Raw genomic sequence first — 22508 nt, 5'->3', positions numbered from 1 at the left:
TATCCTCTTTTTTCATACACAGATTCATTATTATTGATAGGTAAAACAATTGTTTTTTAGAGGGGGAGTTTAGTTAAAGAAGGAAGATCTCACAAAAAGGCAGAATAATACAGTAAAAAGGCTCTTGGGGGAAGTGCGAAGATGAAAATTGAGGATATATATAATAATTTACCAACACTCGAAACGGAAAGACTTAACCTTCGAAAATTTACCCTTGACGATGCACAAGATGTGTTTAATTATGCTTCCGAACCAGATGTATCAAGGTTTGTACCTTGGGAGGCGCATCAATCTATTGAAGACTCGTATAATTTTATAAACTATATCCTAAAGCAATATGAAGAGGGAAAGTTAGCTCCTTGGGCAATTGAGTTAAAACAGAATAAGAAAGTAATTGGTACAATTGATTTTTGTGCGTGGTTTCCTCATCATTTTAGAGCAGAGATAGGCTTTATTCTATCGAAGGAGTATTGGGGTATGGGTTTAATGGTAGAAGCAGCCACTAAGGTTATTCAATTTGGCTTTGAAAAAATGGAGTTAAATAAAATTGAAGCTTCTTGTATGGTTGAGAATGTTCAATCGCAAAGAGTTCTACAAAAACTGGGAATGAGATTAGAAGGAATTTCAAGACAAAAATACTTTATTAAAGGAAAGTTTCGTGATATGGCGAATTATTCAATCCTGAAATCAGAATATGGGATAAAGATAAAATCTTAATCACCTTATAGCACTAACGGAAAGGAGCGTACATATTGGTCATGTATAATATGTACGCTCCTTTATTTTTTAGGCCTTGATAATGATGCAAAGCCTGCTTTTTTGTTTGCATGCTGCTCGCCAATCATATAAAAATAATGTACGGACAAAATTTTCTTGGCATCAGCTGGGGGAAGAAAACGATGATTGACGTGAAGCATTTGCATAAATCATTTCGCGTGCATGCCCGCCAGGCGGGCTGGCTGGAGGCCGTGCGCAGCTTGTGGAGGCGCGAATATCGCGTGGTGGAAGCAGTCAAAGGTATTTCGTTTACGATTCAAAAAGGAGAGATTGTCGGGTTTTTAGGACCGAATGGAGCAGGAAAGACGACGACGATGAAGATGCTGGCCGGGCTGCTGCATCCGACTTCGGGAGAAATTACGGTCGGCGGCTTTGTTCCGTTTGAACAAAAGGCTGAATTTAAAAAAATGATGAGTTTGGTGATGGGGCAAAAAAGCCAGCTCATTTGGGATATCCCGCCGATGGAAACGTTTTTGGTCAACAAAGCAATCTATGAAATCGATGATCGGACGTTTCGCGAAACGTTGGACGAATTGGTCGAATTGCTTGAGTTAGCACCGCTGCTAGACAAACCGACGCGCAGTTTGTCGCTCGGACAGCGGATGCGCTGCGAGCTGGCGGCGGCGCTATTGCATCGTCCGCAAGTATTGTTTTTAGACGAGCCGACGATCGGGCTTGATGTCCATACACAGGAAAAAGTGCGCCGCTTTATCATTGATTACAACCACGAGCATGAAACGACCATTTTGCTGACGTCGCATTATATGGGCGATGTGACAGCGCTGTGCGACCGCGTCATGATTATCAATTATGGAAAGCTGATTTATGATGGGGAGTTGACGGTGCTGACGGAGAAGCTCGCCCCGTACAAGCGGCTCGAAGTTCGCTTTGCCAAGGTGCCTGACGTGCGCTGGGAAGATTACGGAGAGGTTGTGGAGATTGAAGACGGCAATGTGGCATTGCGGGTGGCGCGGGAGAAAGTGGCAGAAGTGTCGGCACATTTTTTGCAGCATTTTCACGTCCATGACATAAACATTCAAGACCCGCCGATGGAAGAAGTGATTACGCGCGCGTTTCAGGAGGGATTACATGATTCGTAAATATATCGCCCTTCTGCGCATGAAATATATCGAAATGCTTGCCTATCGACTAGCCACTCTCGTCTGGATGACAGGCGCCGTCACCCAACCGCTCATTACAATGGTCGTATGGATGAACATTGATCCGTCCCAAAGCGATGCTTTCCTTTTTTACTTTATGGCGGTCATTTTTGTCGAACGGATGACGAGCGCGTGGGACGTGTGGGAACTAGACCATGAAATTCGCGAAGGGACATTTTCCAACTATATTATTCGCCCGCTCCATCCGATTCACTGGGCGATTGCGGAAAATATCGTTTATAAAGTGTTATTTCTCGTCATATTAGTGCCGATATGGGCGATAGCGGCACTGTTTGTACCCGCGCTTCGCTTTGATGTGACAGGCGGACAGGCGCTTCTGTTTTTGGCGGCGGTGTTGCTTGGCGCGGCACTGCGCTTTTTGCTCAGCTATATTTGCGGGCTGCTCGGCTTTTGGATTACGAAGGTGACGGCAGTATATAGTTTGTTAGAAGTAATTTCTTTGTTTTTATCGGGGCGAATTGCGCCGCTGTCCATGCTTCCGCCGCTTTTACAGCAATGGAGCGTCTTCTTGCCGTTTCGCTATATGATTGGCTTTCCGATTGACATTATTACTAAAGCAGCCAACGGCCATGATATGCTGCAAGGTTTCGCCATCGCATCGATTTGGATGGTTGTATTCATTATTGCCCTACGGTGGATATGGGAAGCAGGATTAAAGAAAAATCAGGCAGTAGGTGGTTAAGCATGCGAAGATATGTGCGGATTTTCCGCGAGTTTTTCCGCGCCTGTTTTGTGGAAGAATTGGAATATCGCAGCGAGTTTCTCGGCAATCTTATCTCCAGCTTTTTTGGCATCGGGATTGCGATTTTGACAGTCAACATCTTTTTCTATCAGACCGATCAATTGGGAGGCTGGACGTATGCCGATGTGCTTGTCTTGCTCGGCGTCTTTAATACGCTTAGAGGGCTGATTGATTTTGCGCTGCGTCCGAATATGCCGCGTTTATTAGAACATGTTCGGAGAGGGACGTTAGACTATATTTTGACAAAACCAGTCGACAGCATGTTTTACGTCAGCTTCCGCCATTTAGTGTTTTGGCGCCTGATTGATGTGTTGCTTGGTCTCGGTGTCATTGGCTACGGATTAGTAGAAAAACATTATATTCCGTCACTAGTGGATGTGGTCGTCTTTATCGTGACGATCACTGCTTCGTTTGTGTTAATTTATTCGTTATGGATGATGCTGATGACGACGTCGTTTTGGGTCATCCGCATTGACGACTTGTCCTTTATTTTTGATTCGTTTTTTGAAACAGCAAGATTTCCGGTCGGCATGTACCGCGGCTGGGTGCGCGTTGTGCTGACATATGTACTGCCCGCCGCTGTCATTACGAACATGCCGGCGTTGTCGTTGTTAGGAAAGTGGAATATGACGACCGCGCTCATCGCCGTTTTGCTGGCCTTGGTCTTTCTATGGTTGGCGCGCCGCTTTTGGCGCTTTGCGCTTCGCTTTTATACGAGCGCGAGCAGTTAAGGAGGGAAAGCCCTCCTTTTTTATATGTTGAAAATTTAGTTGACTTTGACGTAAACGTAAATTAAAATAAAATTCAGAAAATTAAAATGATAAAAGGGACCAACATGCGTTACTTCACTATTTCCCAACTGGCACAGGAATTTGATATTAGCACACGGACGATCCGCTATTATGAAGAGCGCGGTCTGATTGCGCCGATTCGCACGGAATCGGGGCAGCGTCTGTACACAAAAAAGGAGCGCGCGAAATTAAAGCTGATTTTGCGCGGCAAGCGCTTTGGCTTTTCGCTTGAGGAAATCCATGAAATGATTTCGCTTTTTGATCAAGACCGCACCGGACGGAAACAGCTGGAAAGAACGATTGAATATGGAAGGCAGAAAATAAAGGAGGTGAACGAGCGGATCGACGATCTCATGCAGCTGAAAGAGGAGATGGAAGCGATGCTAGTGGATTTTGAAAAGCGATTGCGCGAATTGGAGGGATTGGAAGGATGAACATTTCGGAACTTCTTGCCCGCAATGCGAGAAAATTTCCGGATAAAACTGCGATCATTGATGGAGATATAGTGCTTTCGTATGCGGAAGTGGACCGGACTGTCAACCGCCTGGCTTCGTCGCTTTCCCGGCTTGGCATTTGCCAAGGCGATAAAGTCATTTTGTATATGCCGAATACGAAAGAATTTGCGTTTGCTTACTTTGCCGTGCTTCGCCTTGGCGCCATTGTCGTTCCTGTTAATGCGCGCCTCACTGCTTCCGAGGTGCAATATATTCTTCATCATAGTGAAGCCAAAGCGGTGATCGCCCATGAATGGATTTGCGGGCAGCTTGATTCGCTTGTAGGCCAAGAGAATATTGTTTGGATTAAAACAGGAGAAGCAGCCGATGGATGGGTATCCATGGCTGACTTGATAGCGGCAGGGACGCCGGATCCGATTGTTTGCCCGCTGAACGAAGAGGATGAAGCAACGATTTTGTACACATCGGGAACAACAGGACGGCCGAAGGGAGTATTGTTTACGCACCGCAACATTTTTGCCGTCGCGACGATGATGGTCATCGAGACGAAAATGGACCGCCACAGCCGCATTTTGCATATGATGCCTCTCAGCCATTCCGCACCGCTGCATTTGTTTTTTGTCGGCGGCACCTATGTCGGTGCCACCCATGTACTGGCACCCGCGTTTTCTCCAGAAGCATTGCTCCAGCTTGTCGAACAGCACGAAATCACCCACTTTTTTGGTGCGCCTGTTGCTTATTTACTGACCGCAAAGCATCCGCGCCTGCATGACTATAATCTTTCTTCCATCCGCTATTGGACGTACGGCGGCGCGCCATTGTCACGCGATGAGGTGTTGTTTATTGCCAGCCAATTCCGCACCGACCGCCTCATGTGTTTGTACGGACTCACCGAAGCGGGTCCGAACGGAACGTATTTATCGCCGGAGGAGCACGCCGCAAAAGCCGGCAGCGTCGGCAAATACGCCGCCCTTCATTGCGAAGTGAAAATCGTTGATGACCAAGGGAAGGAAGTGCCGTCGGGGGAAATCGGCGAGATTGTGCTGCGCGGGGAAAGCGTGATGAAAGGCTATTATAAAGATGAAGAAAAGACGAAGGAAACGATCAAAGACGGCTGGCTCTCTACCGGCGATTTGGCCCGCCGCGATGAAGACGGCTATATTTGGGTAGTCGATCGCAAAAAAGACATCATTATTTCCGGCGGCGTTAACATTTATCCGAAAGAAGTGGAAGATGTGCTGCGAACGCATCCGGACATTATCGATGTCGCAATCGTCGGCGTTCCGCATCCGGAATGGGGAGAAACGGCAAAAGCGTTTGTCGTTGCCGCCAGACCGCTGGAAAATCTCGCGGAAGATTGTAAACGTTTTCTAAAAGGAAAGATCGCTGATTATAAAATTCCGCGCTTATATGAGCAAATCGAGGAACTGCCGCGCAACGCGACAGGAAAGGTGTTAAAACAAGTGTTAAGGGGGAAGCACGATGAGACGGCTGCGCGACATTGATCCGAATTTACTCGCCAACTTGAAAAAGTATTTAGATGACGAGTTGTATGCCTATGCCGAAGAAAAGCTGGAACAATTCTATCAGCTTTGCATGACCGATATTGACCGCCGCGCTGTACACACCGACCGTGAAGGACAGCCGCGCCTGATCAAATACGATCGCTTTGGCAATGATATTTCCGAAGTATGGGTCAATGAAGGCTACCAGCAGACCGCGAAACAAACGTATGAAACGGGAATCGTCGGCTACGTCCATAAGCCGATTCCTGAGCTAGGACGGAAAGGAAATTACATTTATTCGTACGCACAAGGCTACCTGTTGTCGCAGGTGGAGACAGGTTTTTATTGCCCGGTGACGTTGACCATGGCCACCGCTTATTTGCTAGAGCATTTTGCCGATGAGGAATTGAAGAAGAAATATTTGCCGCATGTGATTTCTACCGGGGAAGTCGAGCTGTATGAAGGCGCCACTTTTTTAACGGAGCGCCAGGGCGGCTCTGACGTTGGCGCCAATGCGGTGCGCGCCGTTCCGTGCGGTGATCATTACAAGCTGTATGGCGAAAAATATTTTGCCAGCAACGCCGGCCGCTGCGGCGTCGCCACCGTTCTAGCGCGCATCGACGGGAGCGAGCCGGGAACAAAAGGGCTGAGCTTATTTCTCGTCCCGTGGCGCAACGAAAACGGCACGCTAAACGGCATTCAAATCCGCCGCTTGAAAGATAAGCTCGGGGTGCGCGCCGTGCCATCCGCAGAGGTTGTCTTTGACGGGGCGAAAGCGTATGTCATCGGCGATCCGAAAAAAGGCTTCTATTATATGATGGAGGCGTTAAACTTGTCGCGCGTCTGCAATGCGGTCGGGTCGATCGGCATTATGAAGCGGGCGTTAGAGGAGGCAAAACAGTATGCCGCTAACCGCACCGCTTTTGGCCGCAAGCTGACCGACTATCCGATGGTAAGGGAAACGCTCGCCAATTTGACGGCAAGGCAAGAAGTACAAACGAGCGCCTGCTTTGACATGATTTCCGTGTTCGACCGCGTCATGACTGCGCCGGATGAAGCGACGGAGGACGAAAAAGCGTGGAACCGTCTTCTCATCGCCTTGCTCAAGATGCGCACCGCTGAAGAAGCGATTGCCTTTGCCCATGAAGCGATCGAAATGCACGGCGGCAACGGCTATATCGAAGATTTTGTGACACCGCGCTTGCTTCGCGACGCGCAAGTGCTGACGGTATGGGAAGGGACGGCCAACATTTTAGGACTGGAAGTATTGCGGTTAATGCGCAAATACCGCGTTCATGAGCAGTTTATTGCCAAAATGACGAAGGCGCTCTCTACGCTTTCCGCCGATGTAGAGCGGCTCGCCACCCCGGTGAAGCAAGGATTGCACGAACTTGCGGAAGCGTTGAAACAGCTAAACGGCCAACCAGAAGAGGTACAAACATTTCACGCGAAAAAAATCGCCAACCGCCTTTGCGACATTTATTTAAGCGTCGTCGCCCTCGAGCGTGCACAGGAAAATGAGCGGAATTGCTTGATTGCCCAGCTCTTTTTACAGCACATTTGGAATCGTCATTTAGTGGATGAACAGATGCTTTCTGTTCGCCATTTTGAAATGATTATTCATGAACAGAAGCAGCTATCTTTTTCATAATGGAAATGATACAGAGCCGCTTTCATGACGGCTCTGTTTTATTGATGAATGAAGTGGGTACAATTCGATATAATCAACAATATATTAGGCTCGATGGAGGAAGGAGAGGGAAACATCGATGGAAAGAGATACGGCAAATTTCATTGATTTTCTAGTGGAAGCAAAAAAACGGACATACGCTTCCGAGACGAATAATGCGTCGGTCCGTCCTTTATGGAACGGAGCAAAGCAGCTGGAATATCAGAAGGGAGACTATTTATACCGCGATATTTATTTCGGCTCCGTTTTTTTCGCTGGGCAAGAAGTAGTAGAAGAAAAAGAGAGGCCAGTATGGTCGATGGTATATTCAGGAGGCATCGTTATTCCCAGCTTACCACGGGAACAAGTAGCTTCTGTTTATGCGTTTTTACGTAAGGCGCTCCGATTAGTTGATATGCAAGCGCCATATCGCGGCCCGCGTCAATGGCAAGATGGTCCGTATACATATCAAAATGATTATGAAGGCACATGGGAACGCTTTTATGGGGAAGAGCGTATTTTGATCGCAGGCGAAAAAGTGTATAAGTTACGCTACAGCGGCGGTATGATAATACCGTGATTCCAGAGCCGGAATTAGCGAGCTGAAACCGTTTTGTTGCCAAATTGGTTTCTATCGGATAATATCTAAAGTCTAGAAAACGTTTGGAAAGGAGAATGGCATGGCGGAACAGTCATCGATTACTTCGTTGTTAATTGTCGTTGTCGTTGCTTTTTTGACGCCAATATTATTGAATCGTTTACGCCTGCAGGTTATTCCTGTTGTCGTGGCGGAAATTATCGCCGGCATTATAATCGGGAAGACCGGATTTAATCTTGTCAAACCGGACATGTGGATTGAAACGTTATCGACATTAGGCTTTTTGTTTTTAATGTTTTTAAGTGGATTAGAAATTGATTTTTCCGCGTTTGCGAATAAACCGAAGGCAAACAGGAAACAAAAGGAACCGAATCAATTTGTCGTCGCTTCGTTGATCTTTTTGGCTATTTTCGCGTTGTCTTATGGGCTTTCCTATTTATTTGTATTAGCAGGTTATATTGATAATGCGTTTTTAATGACATTAATTATTTCTACTATTTCGCTTGGTGTTGTTGTTCCTACGTTAAAAGACACTAATCTCATGAAAACGACGATCGGACAGACCATTTTACTTGTTGCGGTTATTGCTGATTTAGCGACAATGATTTTATTGGCGGTTTTCGTTTCGATTTATGAACCAGGACATAAAAGCATTTGGTTCCTTCTTGGCTTGTTTGCCGCAGGTGTCGCTTTTTATTTTGTTGGTAAATATTTCAAGAAACATTCCTTTATGGAAACGATGGCAAAAGGAACGGTGCAGATCGGCACGCGCGCCGTATTTACGCTGATTATCGTCTTGGTCGCCCTATCGGAGACATTAGGTGCCGAAAAAATTTTAGGGGCGTTTTTAGCAGGGGTGCTCGTTTCTTTGCTGTCGCCGAATAAAGAATTGGTGCATCAATTAGATTCCTTTGGTTACGGATTTTTTATCCCGATCTTTTTTGTCATGGTTGGAGTCGATTTAGATTTGCGGGCGCTGGTCACCGAGCCGAAGATTTTAACGATGATTCCGCTATTGGTGGCTGCGTTGGCGATTTCGAAAATTATTCCTGTTTCTCTATTAAGAATCTGGTATGACACAAAAACAACGTTCGCCGCGGCGTTTTTGCTTGTTTCGACATTGTCGCTCGTCATTGCCGCGGCTACGATTGCCGAGCGCATCGGCGTCATTGACGAAAATATGAAGGGCGCGCTTATTTTGGTGGCGGTCATCTCCAGCATCGTTTCGCCGATTTTGTTTAAAAAACTATTTGTGAAGCCGAAAGAGGAAGACAAAAAGATTGCCATTTCGTTTATTGGCACGAACCAATTTACGTTATCGGCCGCAAGGGAATTAGATGAACACCGCTATGAAGTGACGCTGTATCATATCCAGCAAGAAAAAATGGAACTGCCGCTTTCCGGCCACGTGTTTCCGATTGTGGATATCGAGGACTATTCGCTGCCAACATTGGAGAAGCGTGAAGCGTTTGCCGCCGATGTTGTTATTGCTTGGACGGGAGATGAGAAAGTGAACGCCGAGGTCGCATTGGCGGCAAAGGAGCGGGGAGTGGAACGGGTGCTTGCGCTGGCGGAAACACCGGTGCAAGTCGAACAGCTAAAGGCGGCAGGCATCGAAGTCATGTCCGTCTTGCTGTCGTCGACATCGATGCTGAAGGCGTCGATTGAATCGCCGCGAGTGGCGCGGATGTTTATAAACAAAGATGCAACATTACATGAAATTACGATGAATAACAATGAATATGATGGAATCCCGCTCCGCCGCTTTCCGTTTATGGGCGATTGCATTATCGTCCGCATTTTCCGTGAAAATGAATCGATCGTTCCACATGGGGATACGGAACTACATAAGGGCGACCGCCTCATTGTCACCGGCTCAAGTGAGTATGTTGCTGAGCTGCGGGAGCTGTTGGAATAGTAGCACATTTGTTATGAGAGATCTGCTGACAATGAGGTATAGAAAATGAATACGATGTTCCCCGCTTAGCCAATATGGCAGAGCGGGGATTTATTTGTGCGGATCCATACTATAATCCTCTGAGAACAGCCCATCTTGCTAAAAAATATATATTGCCCCGATAACGATAGCGGTGAAAATGATAGATACAGCAATGACCATACTAAATAACGCTTTTGATAATTTGTCCATGCTTGCCTCCTTCGTATTGGATTCTGCATACTTCGAATGAAAATTCAGAAGCAGTCTAAACAAAAAATCGGGGCTTTCTGGCAAAATACATCCCCGATTTTTTACCCTTATTACGGCGCGAACGGAAAAAACAGAAAAGCAACGAAAAACAGCGAAAAATAAGCAACAGCAAGATAAACAAGCGTAAAGAAAACAGCGAGAATGAAAGGAAGCCATCGTTTATTCGCAGGCATCGACTTTATTTTCTGGATAAGGCGAAATAATATAAGGAAAAGCAGTAAAAGGACAATACGATATACCATGGTACGGCCCATTTCCCGAGCGTAATGGAGCCGTCTGCGTTGTACCATTCCATGCGGCTAAGGCGGAAAAATCCTGTTTGATAGCGGATCCATAACGAACCAACGATAAAAATGGCAATGAGAAGGGAAAACGCGCCGCCGATCCGTCGTTTTTGCGCAGGCATCGTTCCTTTCAGCAACCAAAATACGCCGCCTAAGTAACCAAGTGCAATTAGTTCCATCTATGATTCTCCTTTAAAATAAAATGCGGTACATAAATGGCAAAATGCAACGGGTTTTACGCATATAACCTTTTTTTGGTATTATAATTCTACATATATGAAACAAATTCCTTTTTTATCTGTTTTTTACTATAGATAGGAGGAAATTGCCATGTGCGGACGTTTTTCGTTAATGGCTGATATTATGCAGCTGCAAGCATTGTTCCATTTTGTTTATGCTGGAACGATCCCTCCCCGCTTCAACATCGCTCCAAGCCAAGAGGTGCTGACCGTTGTGGAGGAGAATGGAACACGAATTGGGAAGATGATGAAGTGGGGGCTCGTGCCATCTTGGGCGAACGATCCGAAAATCGGCTGGAAAATGATCAACGCCAGGGCGGAAACGGTCGATGAAAAAGCGAGCTTCCGCCATGCGCTGAAGCGCCGGCGCTGTTTGATTTTAGCGGACGGATTTTATGAGTGGAAAAAGGAAGGGACGAAGAAAATTCCGTACCGATTTGCGCTGCGAAACGGAGAGCCATTTGCGTTTGCGGGGTTGTGGGAGACATGGGACAAACATGGTGAAACTCTGTATACGTGTACCATTATTACGACAAAGGCAAATGAATTGGTAGGTACGATTCATGATCGCATGCCTGTGATATTACCACAAGAGTGGCATGACGCATGGTTAGACCCGAAGTTAGAGGATACTGATTATGTCAAATCACTATTGCAGCCGTATCCTGCCGAAGAGATGAAAATGTACGAAGTGTCAACGGTTGTCAATTCGCCGAAAAACGATGTAATAGAATGCATTGAGCCAGTCCATAGCGAGTAAACGGGGGAGAAAGATGAATCCAATTATTTTGTTTGACGGCGTTTGTTCGCTTTGCAGCGCCAGCGTGCAATTTATTATCGTGCGCGACCCGAGTGCGGTGTTTCGTTTTGCGTCTTTGCAAAGTGAATCAGGAGAGGCGCTGCGGCAAAAGTTTGGGGTTCCCGAGGTGGACAGTCTCGTGTTGCTCGAAGACGGCCGCTATTATACGAAGTCAAGCGCCGCTCTCCGCATTTGCCGGCGACTGAAAGGCGCTTGGAAACTGTTTTATTTGTTTTGGCTTATTCCGAAGCCGCTGCGGGATTATGTATATGATTTTGTTGCTAAACATCGGTATCAATGGTTTGGAAAACGGGATTGTTGTCTTATGCCTACTCCTGATATTCGCGCGCGGTTTCTTGATGAGCAACAAAGCGACAATAGGGAGGAAAATGTTTGCTTATTGTCGTATTCGGAATAAGTAACTGAAATAGGGGGAGATGATTTAATGAATGGCGGCCAAAAAACATGGCTGGACAGCTTGACGGTGAAAGCGTTGGAACAGTTTTCCGAAGACATGATGGCGGCAGTGAAAAATGGTGAAGATAAAGAGAGACAGCGATTTTATGAAGGAATGGCAGTCGCTAGCAAGCTAGCAGCCATGAAACTCAAAGGGGAGTTTGAATATATTGATGAAGAATTTATCCATCATGTGTACGAGAACATGAAAACGCTAATAAACGATACGTTCTCAGCGTCTAAAGAAAATACAAAAGAACGATGCTCTTTTTGCTTGCGTGAAAAAAATCGTCTTGCCAGAGGGCCGTTTGCCTCGATTTGTGAAGACTGTTTGCAATTCGGGCTACAGGTTATCGAAAGTCAAAAATAATTGTTTCACCATGATGAAAGTGAGGAAACAATATGAAACGGAGCAAGGATAATGCCGAACATTATATATGGGGCGGTCGCTGTGACGGGTGGCATTTAGTAAAAGATTCAGATTGGAGTATCATTCATGAGAAGATGCCGGCCGGCACTGCCGAAGTACGACATTATCACCAAAAGGCAAAGCAATTTTTCTTTGTTTTATCGGGAATTCTCACATTAGAAATCGATGGTAAGGAAATCGTTCTTACTCGTCACGAAGGAGTCGAAATCCCTCCGCTTACCCCTCATCAAGCGTTTAACCGATCAAGTGAGGATGTGGAGTTTCTTGTTATTTCGCAACCAGCTTCTCAAGGAGATCGAGTAAGTTTATAAAAGTGAATGAAAGGACGTGACGATCATCGCGAGGAAAGTAGAAGTCGTCCCGTTTTGTGAACAATGGGCAACGATGTTTACCGAGGAAGCAGAAAAGCTGAAACGGGTATTTGGTGAACAATGTTTGCGCATCTACCATATCGGCAGCACGGCCATTCCGGGGATGAGTGCCAAGCCTATCGTTGATATCATGATAGAGGTCCATGATATTGACTATGTCGACAGTTATAACGATGCGATGGCAGCGCTTGGCTATCAAGCGATGGGAGAAAACGGCATTCCGAAGCGCCGCTATTTCCAAAAAGGCAGGGATGAGCGCACCCACCATGTCCATGTGTTTCCGGCAGGAAGCGAGCATATTGCGAGACATATAGCGTTTAAGGAATATATGATCGCGCATCCCGAGGAGGCCAAGGCATACAGCCGCCTGAAAGAAGCGCTTGCCAAACAGTTTCCTGCCGATATCGAAGCATATATAAAAGGAAAAGACGCATTCGTAAAAGAAATCGAGAAGAAAGCGTTAGCCTGGTACAAACAGAAACAATAAAATAGGACTGCCATCTCTCTTTTTTTTGCAAAAAATGATTGACAATCAAGGGAAAATCTTCATATTATAAGATCAAATAGTGTAAAATTACACTAAAAGGGAAGTTTTGTATAAAAGGGGATGGTGGTTTTGAAGTACGGATGGTGGATTTGGGGGTTAAGCCTTCCTACCTTTTTAGTGACGTATGTGTATTCATTTTTTCTCGCCAGCAAAATTGCCTATGAATCCCAGGCGGATTGCCGGCAAAAGTTTATTTTTACTCCGAAAGATGTGGAATATTGCAGCGATATTTACCCCATCGATGTTTTTCTCATCTCGCTAAAGACATACCCGCTTTCCTACCTTTGTATTGCATCAGGAATGTTCTTCGTTCTGTATCCACTGTATCAGCTTTATAAAAAAAACCTTTCATATAAAACGGTATATTTGGCACTGTCATGGATTCCTGTCCCGTTTCTCTTTCATTTTTTCGAATATAATCAATATATTTCGATGCGTTCGTCTGCATCTCCTGCTATTGTATTATGTGTCGCTATTATCATTGTAGGAGGCCTATCCACACAAGCAAACTGGAAAACGTTTTTCCTGATGAACGGAATCGCTGCGGTTTTGACATTGTGCCTTGCGTCGCTTGCGATCCCGAATGATCTGCATTGGTTTAAGCCTGTTACGAGAAATGTAGCTATGGTGTTTACAGCGATTGTGTATACACTTGGCCAGCTTGTCGTGCACTTCCTTGTCAGGAGCGTCATCACGCTAGTAAAGAGGTGATAAAGGTGGATTGTTTAGGATGCCGGATTGCGCATGGATTAGAACCAACATATATAGTATATGATGATGAGCTAGTCACTTGTGTGCTCGATATTGATCCATTCAACGAAGGACATATGCTTATTTTACCGAAGCAACATATTCGGGAATTGGAAGAAATGGATGAGGAGCTGTCGCTGCATGTGATGAAAACATCGCAATTATGTGCAAACGTGCTAAAACAACGGTATGGGGCGGACGGCATTACCATTTGCCAAAATGGCGGTGTGTTTAACGATTTGGGGCATTATCATATGCATATTATTCCTCGGTTTATCGGGGACGGATTTACATGGAGTGAATCGCTGTTCGATACAGGAGCGAAGCAGCGGCTTGCCGAAACAGCCGCTAATCTGAAAATCTATTTTCATCGTGTTTTAGGAAAGTCCTAATCAAGAAAAGAGAGAAGGAAAATAAGCATCTTCTCTCTCTTATGTGGTAATCGTGGGAATTACTCGAGCTGCTTTTGAGCATAGCCAATAAGTGGAAAGCTTAATAGCAATAAAACCACGATAAATGCGATGACGCCAAGCCAATGAAAGTGGGTCCAAAAATAGCCGCCGCCTGTGCCAGCAAGGCTGGAGCCCAAATAATAGAATAAGAGATAAAGAGAAGAAGCTTGCGCTTTATTCACGCTCGCACGCTCGCCAATCCAGGTGCTCGCGATCGAGTGGCAGCCGAAAAAGCCAAAGGTAAATAACGAAAGTCCGATGATTTTGACAACAACAGATGGAACGAGCGTAACCACCGCACCAAGCGCGGTCAATGCCACTGAAATGCTTAACACCAGCGCATGGCCGTATAAATCGGCTTTTCTTCCCATATAAACCGAGCTAAAGCTGCCAAATATGTATACGATAAAAAGGAACCCGAGAATGGACTGGCTGAATGAATACGGCGGCTCGCTTAATAAAAAGCCGATATAGTTATACAACGTCACAAATCCGCCCATAAATAAAAAGCCAAGCACAATGAGAGCCATTAACGGTTTGTTTCGCAAATGGACAGCATACGCCCGCATCGCGGTTTTGCCGTTGAGCGGTTTTTTCACCGAATGACGAGGTGTCGGGAGAATGAGAGCAAAAATTACGCTTAACAGAAGGGAAATCGCGCCGATGGCAAACAGCGCCGTCCGCCACGAAAACAAGTCGGTTAACAGGCCTGTTACAATCCGTCCAGCCATGCCGCCGATACTCGTCCCGCTAATATAGAGACCCATTACTTTTCCGATTCCGGTTGGATGAAATTCCTCAGCGACGTAGGCCATCGCCAGGGACGGAATGCCCGCGGCTGTCATGCCGAGAAACGTGCGTGCAAGGACAAGGGAAATAAAGTTTGGGCTAAATGCCATGGCCATCGACAATATTGATGTCAGCAGCATGGACATCATCATCACATTCTTTTTGCCGATGCGGTCGGATAAACTGGCTGCTATGAGCATCATTACCGCTAACGTTCCAGTAGACGCAGACACCGTTAAGCTGGCGGATGCGGCGGAAACGTGAAATTCTTTCGCGAAAATCGGCAACAGCGGCTGTGTCGTGTATAAAATCGCAAAGGTGACAAACCCGCCGAAAAATAGCGCCAAACTTGCTTTTATGTATTCGGCGCTGCCTTTTTGGATGTACGTCAATGTTCTCGCCTCTTTTATTTTGTTTATTGTTATATTCTTACTATAACTCTTTTAGATGGAAGACGTCCATGTCCTAAAATACTATCGAAAATCATGAAAACAAACACGCCGCAATCAGACGGCGTGTTTGCATCATTGTTACTGTTTTCGTTCCAACATCCATTTTGGTTTTCCGAATCCTTTAAATTCTTTGTCAATCACTTCTTCGAACTCTTTCGATTCGACGGCTTCTTTAATATCTTTGACAAATTGTTTATTTAAATCTTTTGTGTTGACAACGACGCGGTTGCGATAGTCATCGGGCATGTTTTCGAGTGCAATGGCATCCATTAAATTCATTTTTGCGGCTAAGGCATAGTTGCCAGGAACAGCGGCCAAATCGACGCTTTCCACGGTGCGCGGCAATTGGCCGGCTTCAATCGGCTTAAATTTAAGGTGTTTTATATTTTCTTTTATATCTTTTTCCGAAACGGTGAGCGGGTTGACAGATGGGTTGAGCTTAATTAATTTCTTGTCTTGCAAGATTAAAAGTGTTCTTGCCAAGTTGGTTGGATCGTTTGGAATCGCAATTTCACTTCCATCTTTAATTTCATCAAGCGATTTAAATTTCTTCGAGAAAATTCCCATCGGTGCCGTTGGAACGATAATGACTTCGGAAAGATCGAGGTGATGTTCTTTTGCGAAATTTTCCATGTAAATTTTATGCTGGAATAAATTAGCGTCTAGATCACCGTTGGCCAGCGCCAAGTTTGGCTGAATATAGTCGCTGAATTCGACTACTTTTACTTTGTAGCCTTTCTTTTCCAATATCGGTTTAATCGCTTTATTGACCATGTCGCTGTAAGGACCGGAAGTCGCTCCGATCGTTAGTTCTTTTTTCTCGGGAGTGCCGGGAGCCGTTTCCTTGCCAGCGCATGCGGCAAGAAGCCCGATGGAAAGCATGAAAACGAGAAAGATCGATAGTTTTTTCATGATAAAGTCCCCCTTAGTAGTTTATATTTCAACGACCTCACCGCTTATCGACCAAGCGGGCGATGCGGTCGCCGGCAAACTGAATGATTTGGACAAGACAAATTAAAATGGCGATCGTTGTAATCATAACGGTATTGTCGTAGCGGTAATACCCGAAGCGAATGGCAAGGTCGCCGATGCCTCCGCCGCCGACAATTCCAGCCATTGCCGAATATCCAACTAAACTAATCGTTGTGATTGTAATTCCATGCACAATGCCAGGGCGTGCCTCAGGCAGCAGCACATCTTTGATAATCATCCACGGTGTCGCGCCAACGGCAACCGCCGCTTCGATTACCCCTTTTTCGATTTCCCGCAAGGATGTTTCTACAATTCTTGCAAAAAACGGAACGGCAGCGACCGACAAAGATACGGACGCAGCAGTAGGTCCGATCGTTGTTCCGGTAATCAGTTTCGTAAGCGGCAACAGCCCGACGAGCAAGATGACAAACGGTATCGAGCGAATCATATTGACGATAAAGCCAAGGACGGATTTGACCACTGTGTTCTCCAAAAACAGCCCGCGGTCGGTGACGAAGAGGAGAATTCCGAGCGGCAAACCGGCAAGGATCGCGACGAAAAGGGAAATTGCCACCATATAAATCGTCTCTAAAAACGCTTTGTTCAGTTCGGGAATTAAATCAATTAACGCATCAAGCAGCATGTGCAATCACTTCCAATCCGTTCGTTCTTTGCGAAATGTAGTTAATGGCTCGCTCGATTTCTTCCGGTTCGCCGGTCAGCTCCATGACAAAGATTCCGAGCGGCATCTCTTGAATATACTCGATTTTTCCATGCAAAATATTGCCTTTTACTTTAAAGGCTTGTAGCATATCAGAAACGATTGCTTCCTCGGCGGTCTTCCCTTTGAACTGGATTTTGACAATCGTTCCTGTCCGCTTCTGCAGCAGATGATCAGGGAGTTCAAACCGCAATACACTATTGATAAAGGACTTTGTTAATTCTTCTTTCGGATTTGTAAAAATGTCATATACGGTACCTAATTCGATGATTTTCCCGTTTTGCATGACGGCGACGCGGTCGCATATATCTTTGACTACTTCCATTTCATGCGTAATCAGCACAATCGTAATGCCAAGTTCACGGTTGATTTTTTTCAACAGCGTCAAAATCGATTTGGTTGTACTTGGGTCTAACGCCGATGTTGCTTCGTCGCACAAGAGGACGGTCGGGTCGTTGGCAAGTGCCCGAGCGATGCCGACCCGCTGCTTTTGACCGCCGCTTAGCTGAGAAGGGTACGCGTCCCGCTTATCGGAAAGCCCGACCATTTCAAGCAATTCATTGACTCTTTTTTCAATTTCTTCTTTTGGTTTTTTTGCCGCTTTTAAGGCAAATGCGACATTTTCAAATACCGTTTTGGAGCTGACAAGATAAAAGTGTTGAAAAATCATTCCGATTTTTAAGCGGGCCTGCCGCAGCTGTTTGCTGTTCAATGCCGTTAAATCGACACCATCGATGATGATTTGGCCAGATGTCGGGCGTTCTAAAAGATTTAAGCAACGCAGCAACGAGCTTTTGCCGGCACCGCTATAGCCGATGATTCCAAAGATCTCCCCGTCTTGAATGGTTAAGGATACGTTGTCGACGCCGACAACTTGTTTCTTTTTCGTGGAATAGATTTTTGTTACATTTTTTATTTCGATCATCACTTCTTCCCTCCCGATCTATTTGCGGAGTTTTAGTAATTCTGAAAAACTATGTATATAAGAAGTTTTGCTTTTTTGTTTTTCCTAGAGGTGAAAAACAAAAAAGCCCCTTTCATTCAGAAAGAGGCATCGGTATGTCAATACCCGACTTATCTTTCAGAATGAAAGCCATTCTGCAGGAATTGGCACCGTTCCCTAAAAGGGAGGTTGCCGGACGTCATTGGGCCTGTTCCCTCGGTCACTCTTGATAAGCGGTTTGTTGTATGCAATTTTTACATTCATCATAATTCCAAGAAATCCGGTTGTCAATATTGGTTTTTGCGATGATGGGATAAGACAGCGCTTACATCGTTGTTATACCGCGAAAAAATTTTTTCGCAGGTGTTTTCCTCTTTCATGGAGAACAAATTAATGAAATAGGACAAATACATATTTAATAGATGAGGTGAGCATGATGCATATCGTTTCAGCCGCAGAAATGTACGAAATCGACCGCGACACGGTTGAACAAATCGGCATCAGCGCCGATTCTTTGATGGAAAACGCCGGACAAGCGCTGTTTCATGTGTTGTGCGAACGCATTCCTCGTTCGGCGCGTGTGGTAGTGTTAGCGGGAACAGGGAATAACGGCGGTGATGGATTTGTCGTCGCAAGAATGTTGAAAAGCTACGGATATGATGCTGATTTATGGCTTATTCCGCCGAAAGAAAAGATAAAAGGTGCGGCGAAAACGGCGCTTGAGGTGTATGAGCGTTCCGGATATGACTGGAAACCATATGCGGGAAATGAACAAGCGTTTGCCACGTACATTTTACAATACGATGTCATTATTGACGCCTTGCTTGGCATTGGCATGAAAGGGGAGGTGCGGCTGCCGTATAAAAAGATTATTGAGCTTGTCAACCGCTCCCACGCTATTGTCTATGCGATCGATATTCCGAGCGGAACCCAAGCGGATGGGGGAGAGACTGAAACCGCGATTCGTGCCGATGTAACCATCACCATTCAATGTCCGAAACTTGGGGCGTACACGTTCCCGACGGCCGATTATTACGGGGAGCTTCTTGTTGTTGACATTGGCATTCCGCCGCTTGCCGTCAAGCGGAATGCCGCGCCCCGCTTTGTATGGAAAGAGGACGATGTCGTGCGGACGTTGCCAAAACGGAAACGGTCATCCCATAAAGGAACGCATGGAAAGCTGCTTGTTGTTGGCGGTTCTCGTCCGATGACAGGAGCGATTACGTTAACGGCCAAAGCGGCGCTGCGAAGCGGAGCAGGATTATTGACAATGGCGGTGCCGGATGACATTTATTCCGTTGTCGCCAACCGCGTTCCGGAAGCGATGTACTATCCATGTCCGGCACGGGACGGAGTGTTTTCCGGCGCCTTGGATGTATCGGCGCTCGATATCGATGCGATCGCGATTGGCCCGGGGCTTGGCCGTACGGACGAGGTCCGCGATCTTGTTTCCGCCATCGTGCAGCAGCCAGTGCCGCTTGTTATTGATGCCGACGCCCTCTTTTTCTGGAACGAGTACACCGCGCTAATTCGTGAACGAAAAGCGGCAACAGTGGTCACCCCGCATCCCGGGGAAATGGCGCGCATGCTCAATCTATCGATCCGTGACATCGAAGGTGATCGTTTTGGTACTTCGAAGCGGCTTGCAATGGAGTACGGCATCTACGTCGTGTTGAAAGGACCTTATACGATTGTGACAACGCCAGACGGTTCGCAATACGTTAACACAACCGGAAATCCCGCCTTGGCAAAAGGCGGAAGCGGTGATGTACTGACGGGTATCGTTTCCGCGTTTCTCCTGCAGCATCATTCCACACAAGAAGCCATCAGCAACGCCGTCTGGGTTCACGGAAAAGCTGCCGATATGCTTGTAGAACGCGGTCATTCACAATGGGACGTGCTCGCTGGCGATTTGATCGAAGCAATTCCTTCGGTGCTTGCTTATGTGCAGGAAAAACAATAGGGGGAATATGGATTGAAAAATTGGAGCTTCTGGCTGGACATTGCAATGGTTGGAATCGGCGCTTTTTTGCTTTGGAAAAGCGTGGACCTTGGCGAAGCGTACACCAATCATTGGCTTCGCGAAAGTGGGGGACATGCGGACGCAGATACTTATCATATTATCTTATCCGAAGCGATTCGCATGTATCGTTCGGCAGGGGCGATTTTATTCGCCATCGGGGTATGGTTTCTGCGTAAAGAAGCGATGCGCTAGAATATAGAAGCGCATCGCTTTTCTGTTGGGAGTAGCTCAAATCTCCCATACCCGTTTTAGTTCGCGAATTCCAGCTCGGATGTCCTTCTCGCTCATTCCTCCAAAGCCGAGCAAAAGATACGGAGGCGGCGTTCCGCCGTTTCCAAACCAATATTTCGCTGCGGAATAGACGAGAATGCCTGCTTGTTCTGCTTTTTGCACAAGTTCGGCGGCGTCCTTGTCCTTTATTTCTACAAGAAGATGGAGCCCCGCTTTGTCGCCGATGATCGTTGCTTGATCACCGAAGTATTCGCGAATCGCTCCGATAAGCGCCTGCCGTTTTTTCGCGTAGATGGTGCGCATGCGGCGGACATGGCGTTCAAAATGGCCTTCACGCATAAATCGGGCGAGCGCTTTTTGTACGATCGTAGCGACGGTCTGGTGATAGTTGGCGCAGCGTTCATGAAACCGCGCCAGCAAACGTTGCGGCAGCACCATATAACTCGTGCGGATGGCAGGGGTGAACACTTTTGAAAACGTGCCGATATAAACGACGCGGTCTTCTGTATCGAGCGCTTTTAACGCAGGGATCGGTTTGCTCCCGTAGCGGAATTCGCTATCGTAATCGTCTTCGATAATAAATCCGTTTGACTGCTGCGCCCATTTCAGCAGCTTTTGCCGCTTGCCGATCGGCAGCACCATCCCAAGCGGCAATTGATGCGAAGGGGTGACATAAACGACTTTTGCGTTGGTTGTTTGCAGCTGGTCGATGTTCAGCCCATCTTCTTCCAGTTCAATCGGGAGAATAGAAAAATGGTGATTTTGAAACACGGTGCGAATGACATTATAACAAGGGTTTTCTAAAGCGACCACATCGTGCCGAAAGTCGAACAGCTGGCATAAGAGACCAATCAGTTGTGGCGTGCCAGAGCCGATAACGATTTGTTCTGGAGAACAGTGAATGCCGCGTGCGTAGTACAAATAGCGTTGAATTTCCTCGCGCAAGTCGATATCTCCTTTACGTTCTCCATACCATAATAATGCGCTTTGTTCGGAATCGAGCGCTTCGAGAAGACATTTTCGCCATGTTTTCAGCGAAAAATGGTCAAGGTCAATATGTCCGTAGCGAAAGTTGTAGCGAATGGGATTGGTTTTTGGAGCCTCCGCCAGAACATCGATTTGGGGAACCTGCGGTGCGAGAGGTTCTTCTAGTTCTTGAACAATAAACCCTACGCGCGGTTTGCTTTCGATATATCCTTCGGCAAGAAGTTGCTGGTATGCAGTTTCGACGGTGGTTTTGCTGATGGCTAAATGCTGGGAAAGCGCGCGAATCGAGGGAAGTTTGCTTCCTTTTTTAAGATGGCCGTTTGTGATTTCCTCTTTTATATATGTATACAGCTGCATGTAAAGCGGTGTGCCGTTTGTTGGATCGAGAATGGGTTGCAATTCCACTACGTTTTCCTCCTCTGACCCTTCTTTTTTCTTTATTTCTGTCCCTATTCATAAGGTCAACTCTTCGCTATGATTCCAATTATAACACGATGAAGGGAGAGAAATAGATGAGAAGGGACATGTTGGAGTGCAAAGACGAACAAAAAATCAACCGGTTTTTACAGGAAGCGTTGACCGGCTTTTTAGGCTTGGCAGACGGAGAAGAGCCGTATGTCGTGCCGCTGAATTTCGTATGGTGGAACGGTTGTGTATATATACATGGAGCGGAAGAAGGAAGAAAAATCGATATGATCCAGCGCAATCCGCGCGTCTGCTTTACCGTCAGCGAGCATATCGGCACGATGGTACATCCCGTGCCAGCCAAAACAAGCACTGCTTATATGAGCGTGATGATATTCGGAACAGCGGAGGTCGTTTCCGATTTACGTGAAGCAACAGATGCGCTGGAACAAATGCTCCGCAAATATGTGCCGGGCTATTTTGACCGTCCGCTTTCCGAGAGGCATGTATCATCATACCGCTCATCAGCAGGGAGCGCCACCGTTGTCATCAAAATCGTTCCTGACCGTATTACAGCGAAAGAAAAACCGTTAGAGGAAGAGCGTCAGTTTTATAGAGGAAGAACCGTACGGGACGATATCGGCAGAATTTTTTGACCGGAAAATAGATAGAAAATTTTATTTATTTTATTATAATTGAATATAAAATTCATTTTTTTATTATATAGAAC

At 46.2% G+C, this 22508-nt stretch carries 25 protein-coding genes and 1 riboswitch; of the genes, 19 read left to right on the top strand and 6 right to left on the bottom strand.

Annotated elements, in window-relative coordinates:
• The first annotated feature begins 141 nt into the window (after positions 1–141).
• The 9 genes from AC1WMD_RS07785 to AC1WMD_RS07745 all read left to right on the top strand — a co-directional run bounded on the left by AC1WMD_RS07785 (position 142) and on the right by AC1WMD_RS07745 (position 9636).
• Positions 142–717, top strand: coding sequence for a GNAT family N-acetyltransferase (locus tag AC1WMD_RS07785; protein ID WP_494256546.1), 576 nt, complete (start codon positions 142–144; stop codon positions 715–717).
• Positions 718–899: 182 nt separating this feature from the next.
• On the top strand, positions 900–1877 hold the full coding sequence (locus AC1WMD_RS07780) for an ABC transporter ATP-binding protein (protein ID WP_494256544.1): 978 nt from the start codon (positions 900–902) through the stop codon (positions 1875–1877).
• On the top strand, positions 1867–2640 hold the full coding sequence (locus tag AC1WMD_RS07775; protein ID WP_043905052.1) for an ABC transporter permease: 774 nt from the start codon (positions 1867–1869) through the stop codon (positions 2638–2640). Before AC1WMD_RS07780 ends, AC1WMD_RS07775 begins: the two co-directional genes overlap by 11 nt.
• A 2-nt stretch (positions 2641–2642) precedes the next feature.
• A complete protein-coding gene (locus AC1WMD_RS07770; RefSeq protein ID WP_494256542.1) occupies positions 2643–3431 on the top strand; it encodes an ABC transporter permease in 789 nt (262 codons plus the stop codon).
• 104 nt (positions 3432–3535) lie between these two features.
• Complete coding sequence (locus AC1WMD_RS07765; protein ID WP_043905050.1) at positions 3536–3925, top strand: MerR family transcriptional regulator; 390 nt, start codon at positions 3536–3538, stop codon at positions 3923–3925.
• On the top strand, positions 3922–5451 hold the full coding sequence (locus AC1WMD_RS07760) for a class I adenylate-forming enzyme family protein (RefSeq protein WP_043905049.1): 1530 nt from the start codon (positions 3922–3924) through the stop codon (positions 5449–5451). The genes AC1WMD_RS07765 and AC1WMD_RS07760 overlap by 4 nt, the downstream gene beginning before the upstream one ends.
• Positions 5429–7102 (top strand): acyl-CoA dehydrogenase family protein, encoded by a 1674-nt coding sequence (locus tag AC1WMD_RS07755; RefSeq protein ID WP_043905048.1) that lies wholly within the window; start codon positions 5429–5431, stop codon positions 7100–7102. Before AC1WMD_RS07760 ends, AC1WMD_RS07755 begins: the two co-directional genes overlap by 23 nt.
• Positions 7103–7220: 118 nt before the next feature.
• Complete coding sequence (locus AC1WMD_RS07750; protein ID WP_043905047.1) at positions 7221–7700, top strand: DUF5680 domain-containing protein; 480 nt, start codon at positions 7221–7223, stop codon at positions 7698–7700.
• 100 nt (positions 7701–7800) lie between these two features.
• On the top strand, positions 7801–9636 hold the full coding sequence (locus AC1WMD_RS07745; protein ID WP_043905046.1) for a monovalent cation:proton antiporter family protein: 1836 nt from the start codon (positions 7801–7803) through the stop codon (positions 9634–9636).
• Between the two features lie 469 nt (positions 9637–10105).
• Here the strand turns inward: AC1WMD_RS07745 and AC1WMD_RS07740 are convergent, their stop codons facing one another.
• Positions 10106–10390 carry a hypothetical protein gene (locus AC1WMD_RS07740; RefSeq protein WP_043905045.1) on the bottom strand — a complete coding sequence of 95 codons (285 nt, stop codon included), beginning with the start codon at positions 10388–10390 and terminating at the stop codon, positions 10106–10108.
• A gap of 151 nt (positions 10391–10541) precedes the next feature.
• Between AC1WMD_RS07740 and AC1WMD_RS07735 the strand changes: the two genes are divergently transcribed.
• The 7 genes from AC1WMD_RS07735 to AC1WMD_RS07705 all read left to right on the top strand — a co-directional run bounded on the left by AC1WMD_RS07735 (position 10542) and on the right by AC1WMD_RS07705 (position 14195).
• The gene (locus AC1WMD_RS07735) at positions 10542–11210 is read left to right on the top strand and encodes an SOS response-associated peptidase (protein ID WP_043905044.1); all 669 of its coding nucleotides are present in this window, start codon (positions 10542–10544) and stop codon (positions 11208–11210) included.
• A gap of 13 nt (positions 11211–11223) precedes the next feature.
• On the top strand, positions 11224–11667 hold the full coding sequence (locus AC1WMD_RS07730) for a thiol-disulfide oxidoreductase DCC family protein (RefSeq protein WP_043905043.1): 444 nt from the start codon (positions 11224–11226) through the stop codon (positions 11665–11667).
• Between the two features lie 27 nt (positions 11668–11694).
• Complete coding sequence (locus tag AC1WMD_RS07725) at positions 11695–12075, top strand: hypothetical protein (protein WP_043905042.1); 381 nt, start codon at positions 11695–11697, stop codon at positions 12073–12075.
• Between the two features lie 32 nt (positions 12076–12107).
• On the top strand, positions 12108–12446 hold the full coding sequence (locus AC1WMD_RS07720; protein ID WP_043905041.1) for a cupin domain-containing protein: 339 nt from the start codon (positions 12108–12110) through the stop codon (positions 12444–12446).
• Positions 12447–12462: 16 nt separating this feature from the next.
• The gene (locus AC1WMD_RS07715; RefSeq protein WP_043905040.1) at positions 12463–12993 is read left to right on the top strand and encodes a GrpB family protein; all 531 of its coding nucleotides are present in this window, start codon (positions 12463–12465) and stop codon (positions 12991–12993) included.
• A 129-nt stretch (positions 12994–13122) separates the two neighbouring features.
• The gene (locus AC1WMD_RS07710) at positions 13123–13764 is read left to right on the top strand and encodes a DUF4306 domain-containing protein (protein ID WP_043905039.1); all 642 of its coding nucleotides are present in this window, start codon (positions 13123–13125) and stop codon (positions 13762–13764) included.
• A 5-nt stretch (positions 13765–13769) separates the two neighbouring features.
• On the top strand, positions 13770–14195 hold the full coding sequence (locus AC1WMD_RS07705; RefSeq protein ID WP_052351488.1) for an HIT family protein: 426 nt from the start codon (positions 13770–13772) through the stop codon (positions 14193–14195).
• 59 nt (positions 14196–14254) lie between these two features.
• On the opposite strand, the gene AC1WMD_RS07700 is transcribed toward AC1WMD_RS07705, so the two are convergent.
• From AC1WMD_RS07700 to AC1WMD_RS07685, 4 genes are all read right to left on the bottom strand, one after another.
• On the bottom strand, positions 14255–15436 hold the full coding sequence (locus AC1WMD_RS07700; protein WP_043905037.1) for an MFS transporter: 1182 nt from the start codon (positions 15434–15436) through the stop codon (positions 14255–14257).
• A gap of 138 nt (positions 15437–15574) precedes the next feature.
• Positions 15575–16408 carry a MetQ/NlpA family ABC transporter substrate-binding protein gene (locus AC1WMD_RS07695; protein WP_186003857.1) on the bottom strand — a complete coding sequence of 278 codons (834 nt, stop codon included), beginning with the start codon at positions 16406–16408 and terminating at the stop codon, positions 15575–15577.
• A gap of 37 nt (positions 16409–16445) precedes the next feature.
• Complete coding sequence (locus AC1WMD_RS07690) at positions 16446–17111, bottom strand: methionine ABC transporter permease (protein ID WP_043905035.1); 666 nt, start codon at positions 17109–17111, stop codon at positions 16446–16448.
• A complete protein-coding gene (locus AC1WMD_RS07685) occupies positions 17101–18114 on the bottom strand; it encodes a methionine ABC transporter ATP-binding protein (RefSeq protein ID WP_043905034.1) in 1014 nt (337 codons plus the stop codon). The genes AC1WMD_RS07690 and AC1WMD_RS07685 overlap by 11 nt, the downstream gene beginning before the upstream one ends.
• Before the next feature lie 146 nt (positions 18115–18260).
• A riboswitch (SAM riboswitch) is annotated at positions 18261–18368 on the bottom strand.
• Between the two features lie 200 nt (positions 18369–18568).
• Between AC1WMD_RS07685 and AC1WMD_RS07680 the strand changes: the two genes are divergently transcribed.
• Both AC1WMD_RS07680 and AC1WMD_RS07675 read left to right on the top strand, forming a co-directional pair.
• Positions 18569–20095 carry a bifunctional ADP-dependent NAD(P)H-hydrate dehydratase/NAD(P)H-hydrate epimerase gene (locus AC1WMD_RS07680; protein WP_043905033.1) on the top strand — a complete coding sequence of 509 codons (1527 nt, stop codon included), beginning with the start codon at positions 18569–18571 and terminating at the stop codon, positions 20093–20095.
• A gap of 12 nt (positions 20096–20107) precedes the next feature.
• Positions 20108–20347, top strand: coding sequence for a hypothetical protein (locus tag AC1WMD_RS07675; protein ID WP_260676064.1), 240 nt, complete (start codon positions 20108–20110; stop codon positions 20345–20347).
• A 36-nt stretch (positions 20348–20383) separates the two neighbouring features.
• On the opposite strand, the gene pdxR is transcribed toward AC1WMD_RS07675, so the two are convergent.
• Positions 20384–21778 carry a MocR-like pyridoxine biosynthesis transcription factor PdxR gene (gene pdxR / locus AC1WMD_RS07670; RefSeq protein WP_043905032.1) on the bottom strand — a complete coding sequence of 465 codons (1395 nt, stop codon included), beginning with the start codon at positions 21776–21778 and terminating at the stop codon, positions 20384–20386.
• Between the two features lie 107 nt (positions 21779–21885).
• Here pdxR and AC1WMD_RS07665 point away from each other — a divergent pair, with 107 nt between their 5' ends.
• Positions 21886–22434 carry a pyridoxamine 5'-phosphate oxidase family protein gene (locus AC1WMD_RS07665; protein ID WP_043905031.1) on the top strand — a complete coding sequence of 183 codons (549 nt, stop codon included), beginning with the start codon at positions 21886–21888 and terminating at the stop codon, positions 22432–22434.
• The last annotated feature ends 74 nt before the right edge of the window (positions 22435–22508 follow it).

The organism is Parageobacillus sp. NEAU-HV-2, assembly GCF_059115485.1.
Note: the sequence above shows the minus strand (reverse complement) of the source record. Positions and strands in the feature narration are given on the sequence as shown.

Excerpts from the sequence above, each read along its gene's own strand:
- AC1WMD_RS07785 (WP_494256546.1), top strand. The coding sequence starts at position 142 with ATGAAAATTGAGGATATATATAATAATTTACCAACACTCGAAACGGAA.
- AC1WMD_RS07780 (WP_494256544.1), top strand. The coding sequence starts at position 900 with ATGATTGACGTGAAGCATTTGCATAAATCATTTCGCGTGCATGCCCGC.
- AC1WMD_RS07775 (WP_043905052.1), top strand. The coding sequence starts at position 1,867 with ATGATTCGTAAATATATCGCCCTTCTGCGCATGAAATATATCGAAATG.
- AC1WMD_RS07770 (WP_494256542.1), top strand. The coding sequence starts at position 2,643 with ATGCGAAGATATGTGCGGATTTTCCGCGAGTTTTTCCGCGCCTGTTTT.
- AC1WMD_RS07765 (WP_043905050.1), top strand. The coding sequence starts at position 3,536 with ATGCGTTACTTCACTATTTCCCAACTGGCACAGGAATTTGATATTAGC.
- AC1WMD_RS07760 (WP_043905049.1), top strand. The coding sequence starts at position 3,922 with ATGAACATTTCGGAACTTCTTGCCCGCAATGCGAGAAAATTTCCGGAT.
- AC1WMD_RS07755 (WP_043905048.1), top strand. The coding sequence starts at position 5,429 with ATGAGACGGCTGCGCGACATTGATCCGAATTTACTCGCCAACTTGAAA.
- AC1WMD_RS07750 (WP_043905047.1), top strand. The coding sequence starts at position 7,221 with ATGGAAAGAGATACGGCAAATTTCATTGATTTTCTAGTGGAAGCAAAA.
- AC1WMD_RS07745 (WP_043905046.1), top strand. The coding sequence starts at position 7,801 with ATGGCGGAACAGTCATCGATTACTTCGTTGTTAATTGTCGTTGTCGTT.
- AC1WMD_RS07740 (WP_043905045.1), bottom strand. The coding sequence starts at position 10,390 with ATGGAACTAATTGCACTTGGTTACTTAGGCGGCGTATTTTGGTTGCTG.
- AC1WMD_RS07735 (WP_043905044.1), top strand. The coding sequence starts at position 10,542 with ATGTGCGGACGTTTTTCGTTAATGGCTGATATTATGCAGCTGCAAGCA.
- AC1WMD_RS07730 (WP_043905043.1), top strand. The coding sequence starts at position 11,224 with ATGAATCCAATTATTTTGTTTGACGGCGTTTGTTCGCTTTGCAGCGCC.
- AC1WMD_RS07725 (WP_043905042.1), top strand. The coding sequence starts at position 11,695 with ATGAATGGCGGCCAAAAAACATGGCTGGACAGCTTGACGGTGAAAGCG.
- AC1WMD_RS07720 (WP_043905041.1), top strand. The coding sequence starts at position 12,108 with ATGAAACGGAGCAAGGATAATGCCGAACATTATATATGGGGCGGTCGC.
- AC1WMD_RS07695 (WP_186003857.1), bottom strand. The coding sequence starts at position 16,408 with ATGAAAAAACTATCGATCTTTCTCGTTTTCATGCTTTCCATCGGGCTT.
- AC1WMD_RS07690 (WP_043905035.1), bottom strand. The coding sequence starts at position 17,111 with ATGCTGCTTGATGCGTTAATTGATTTAATTCCCGAACTGAACAAAGCG.
- AC1WMD_RS07685 (WP_043905034.1), bottom strand. The coding sequence starts at position 18,114 with ATGATCGAAATAAAAAATGTAACAAAAATCTATTCCACGAAAAAGAAA.
- AC1WMD_RS07680 (WP_043905033.1), top strand. The coding sequence starts at position 18,569 with ATGCATATCGTTTCAGCCGCAGAAATGTACGAAATCGACCGCGACACG.
- AC1WMD_RS07665 (WP_043905031.1), top strand. The coding sequence starts at position 21,886 with ATGAGAAGGGACATGTTGGAGTGCAAAGACGAACAAAAAATCAACCGG.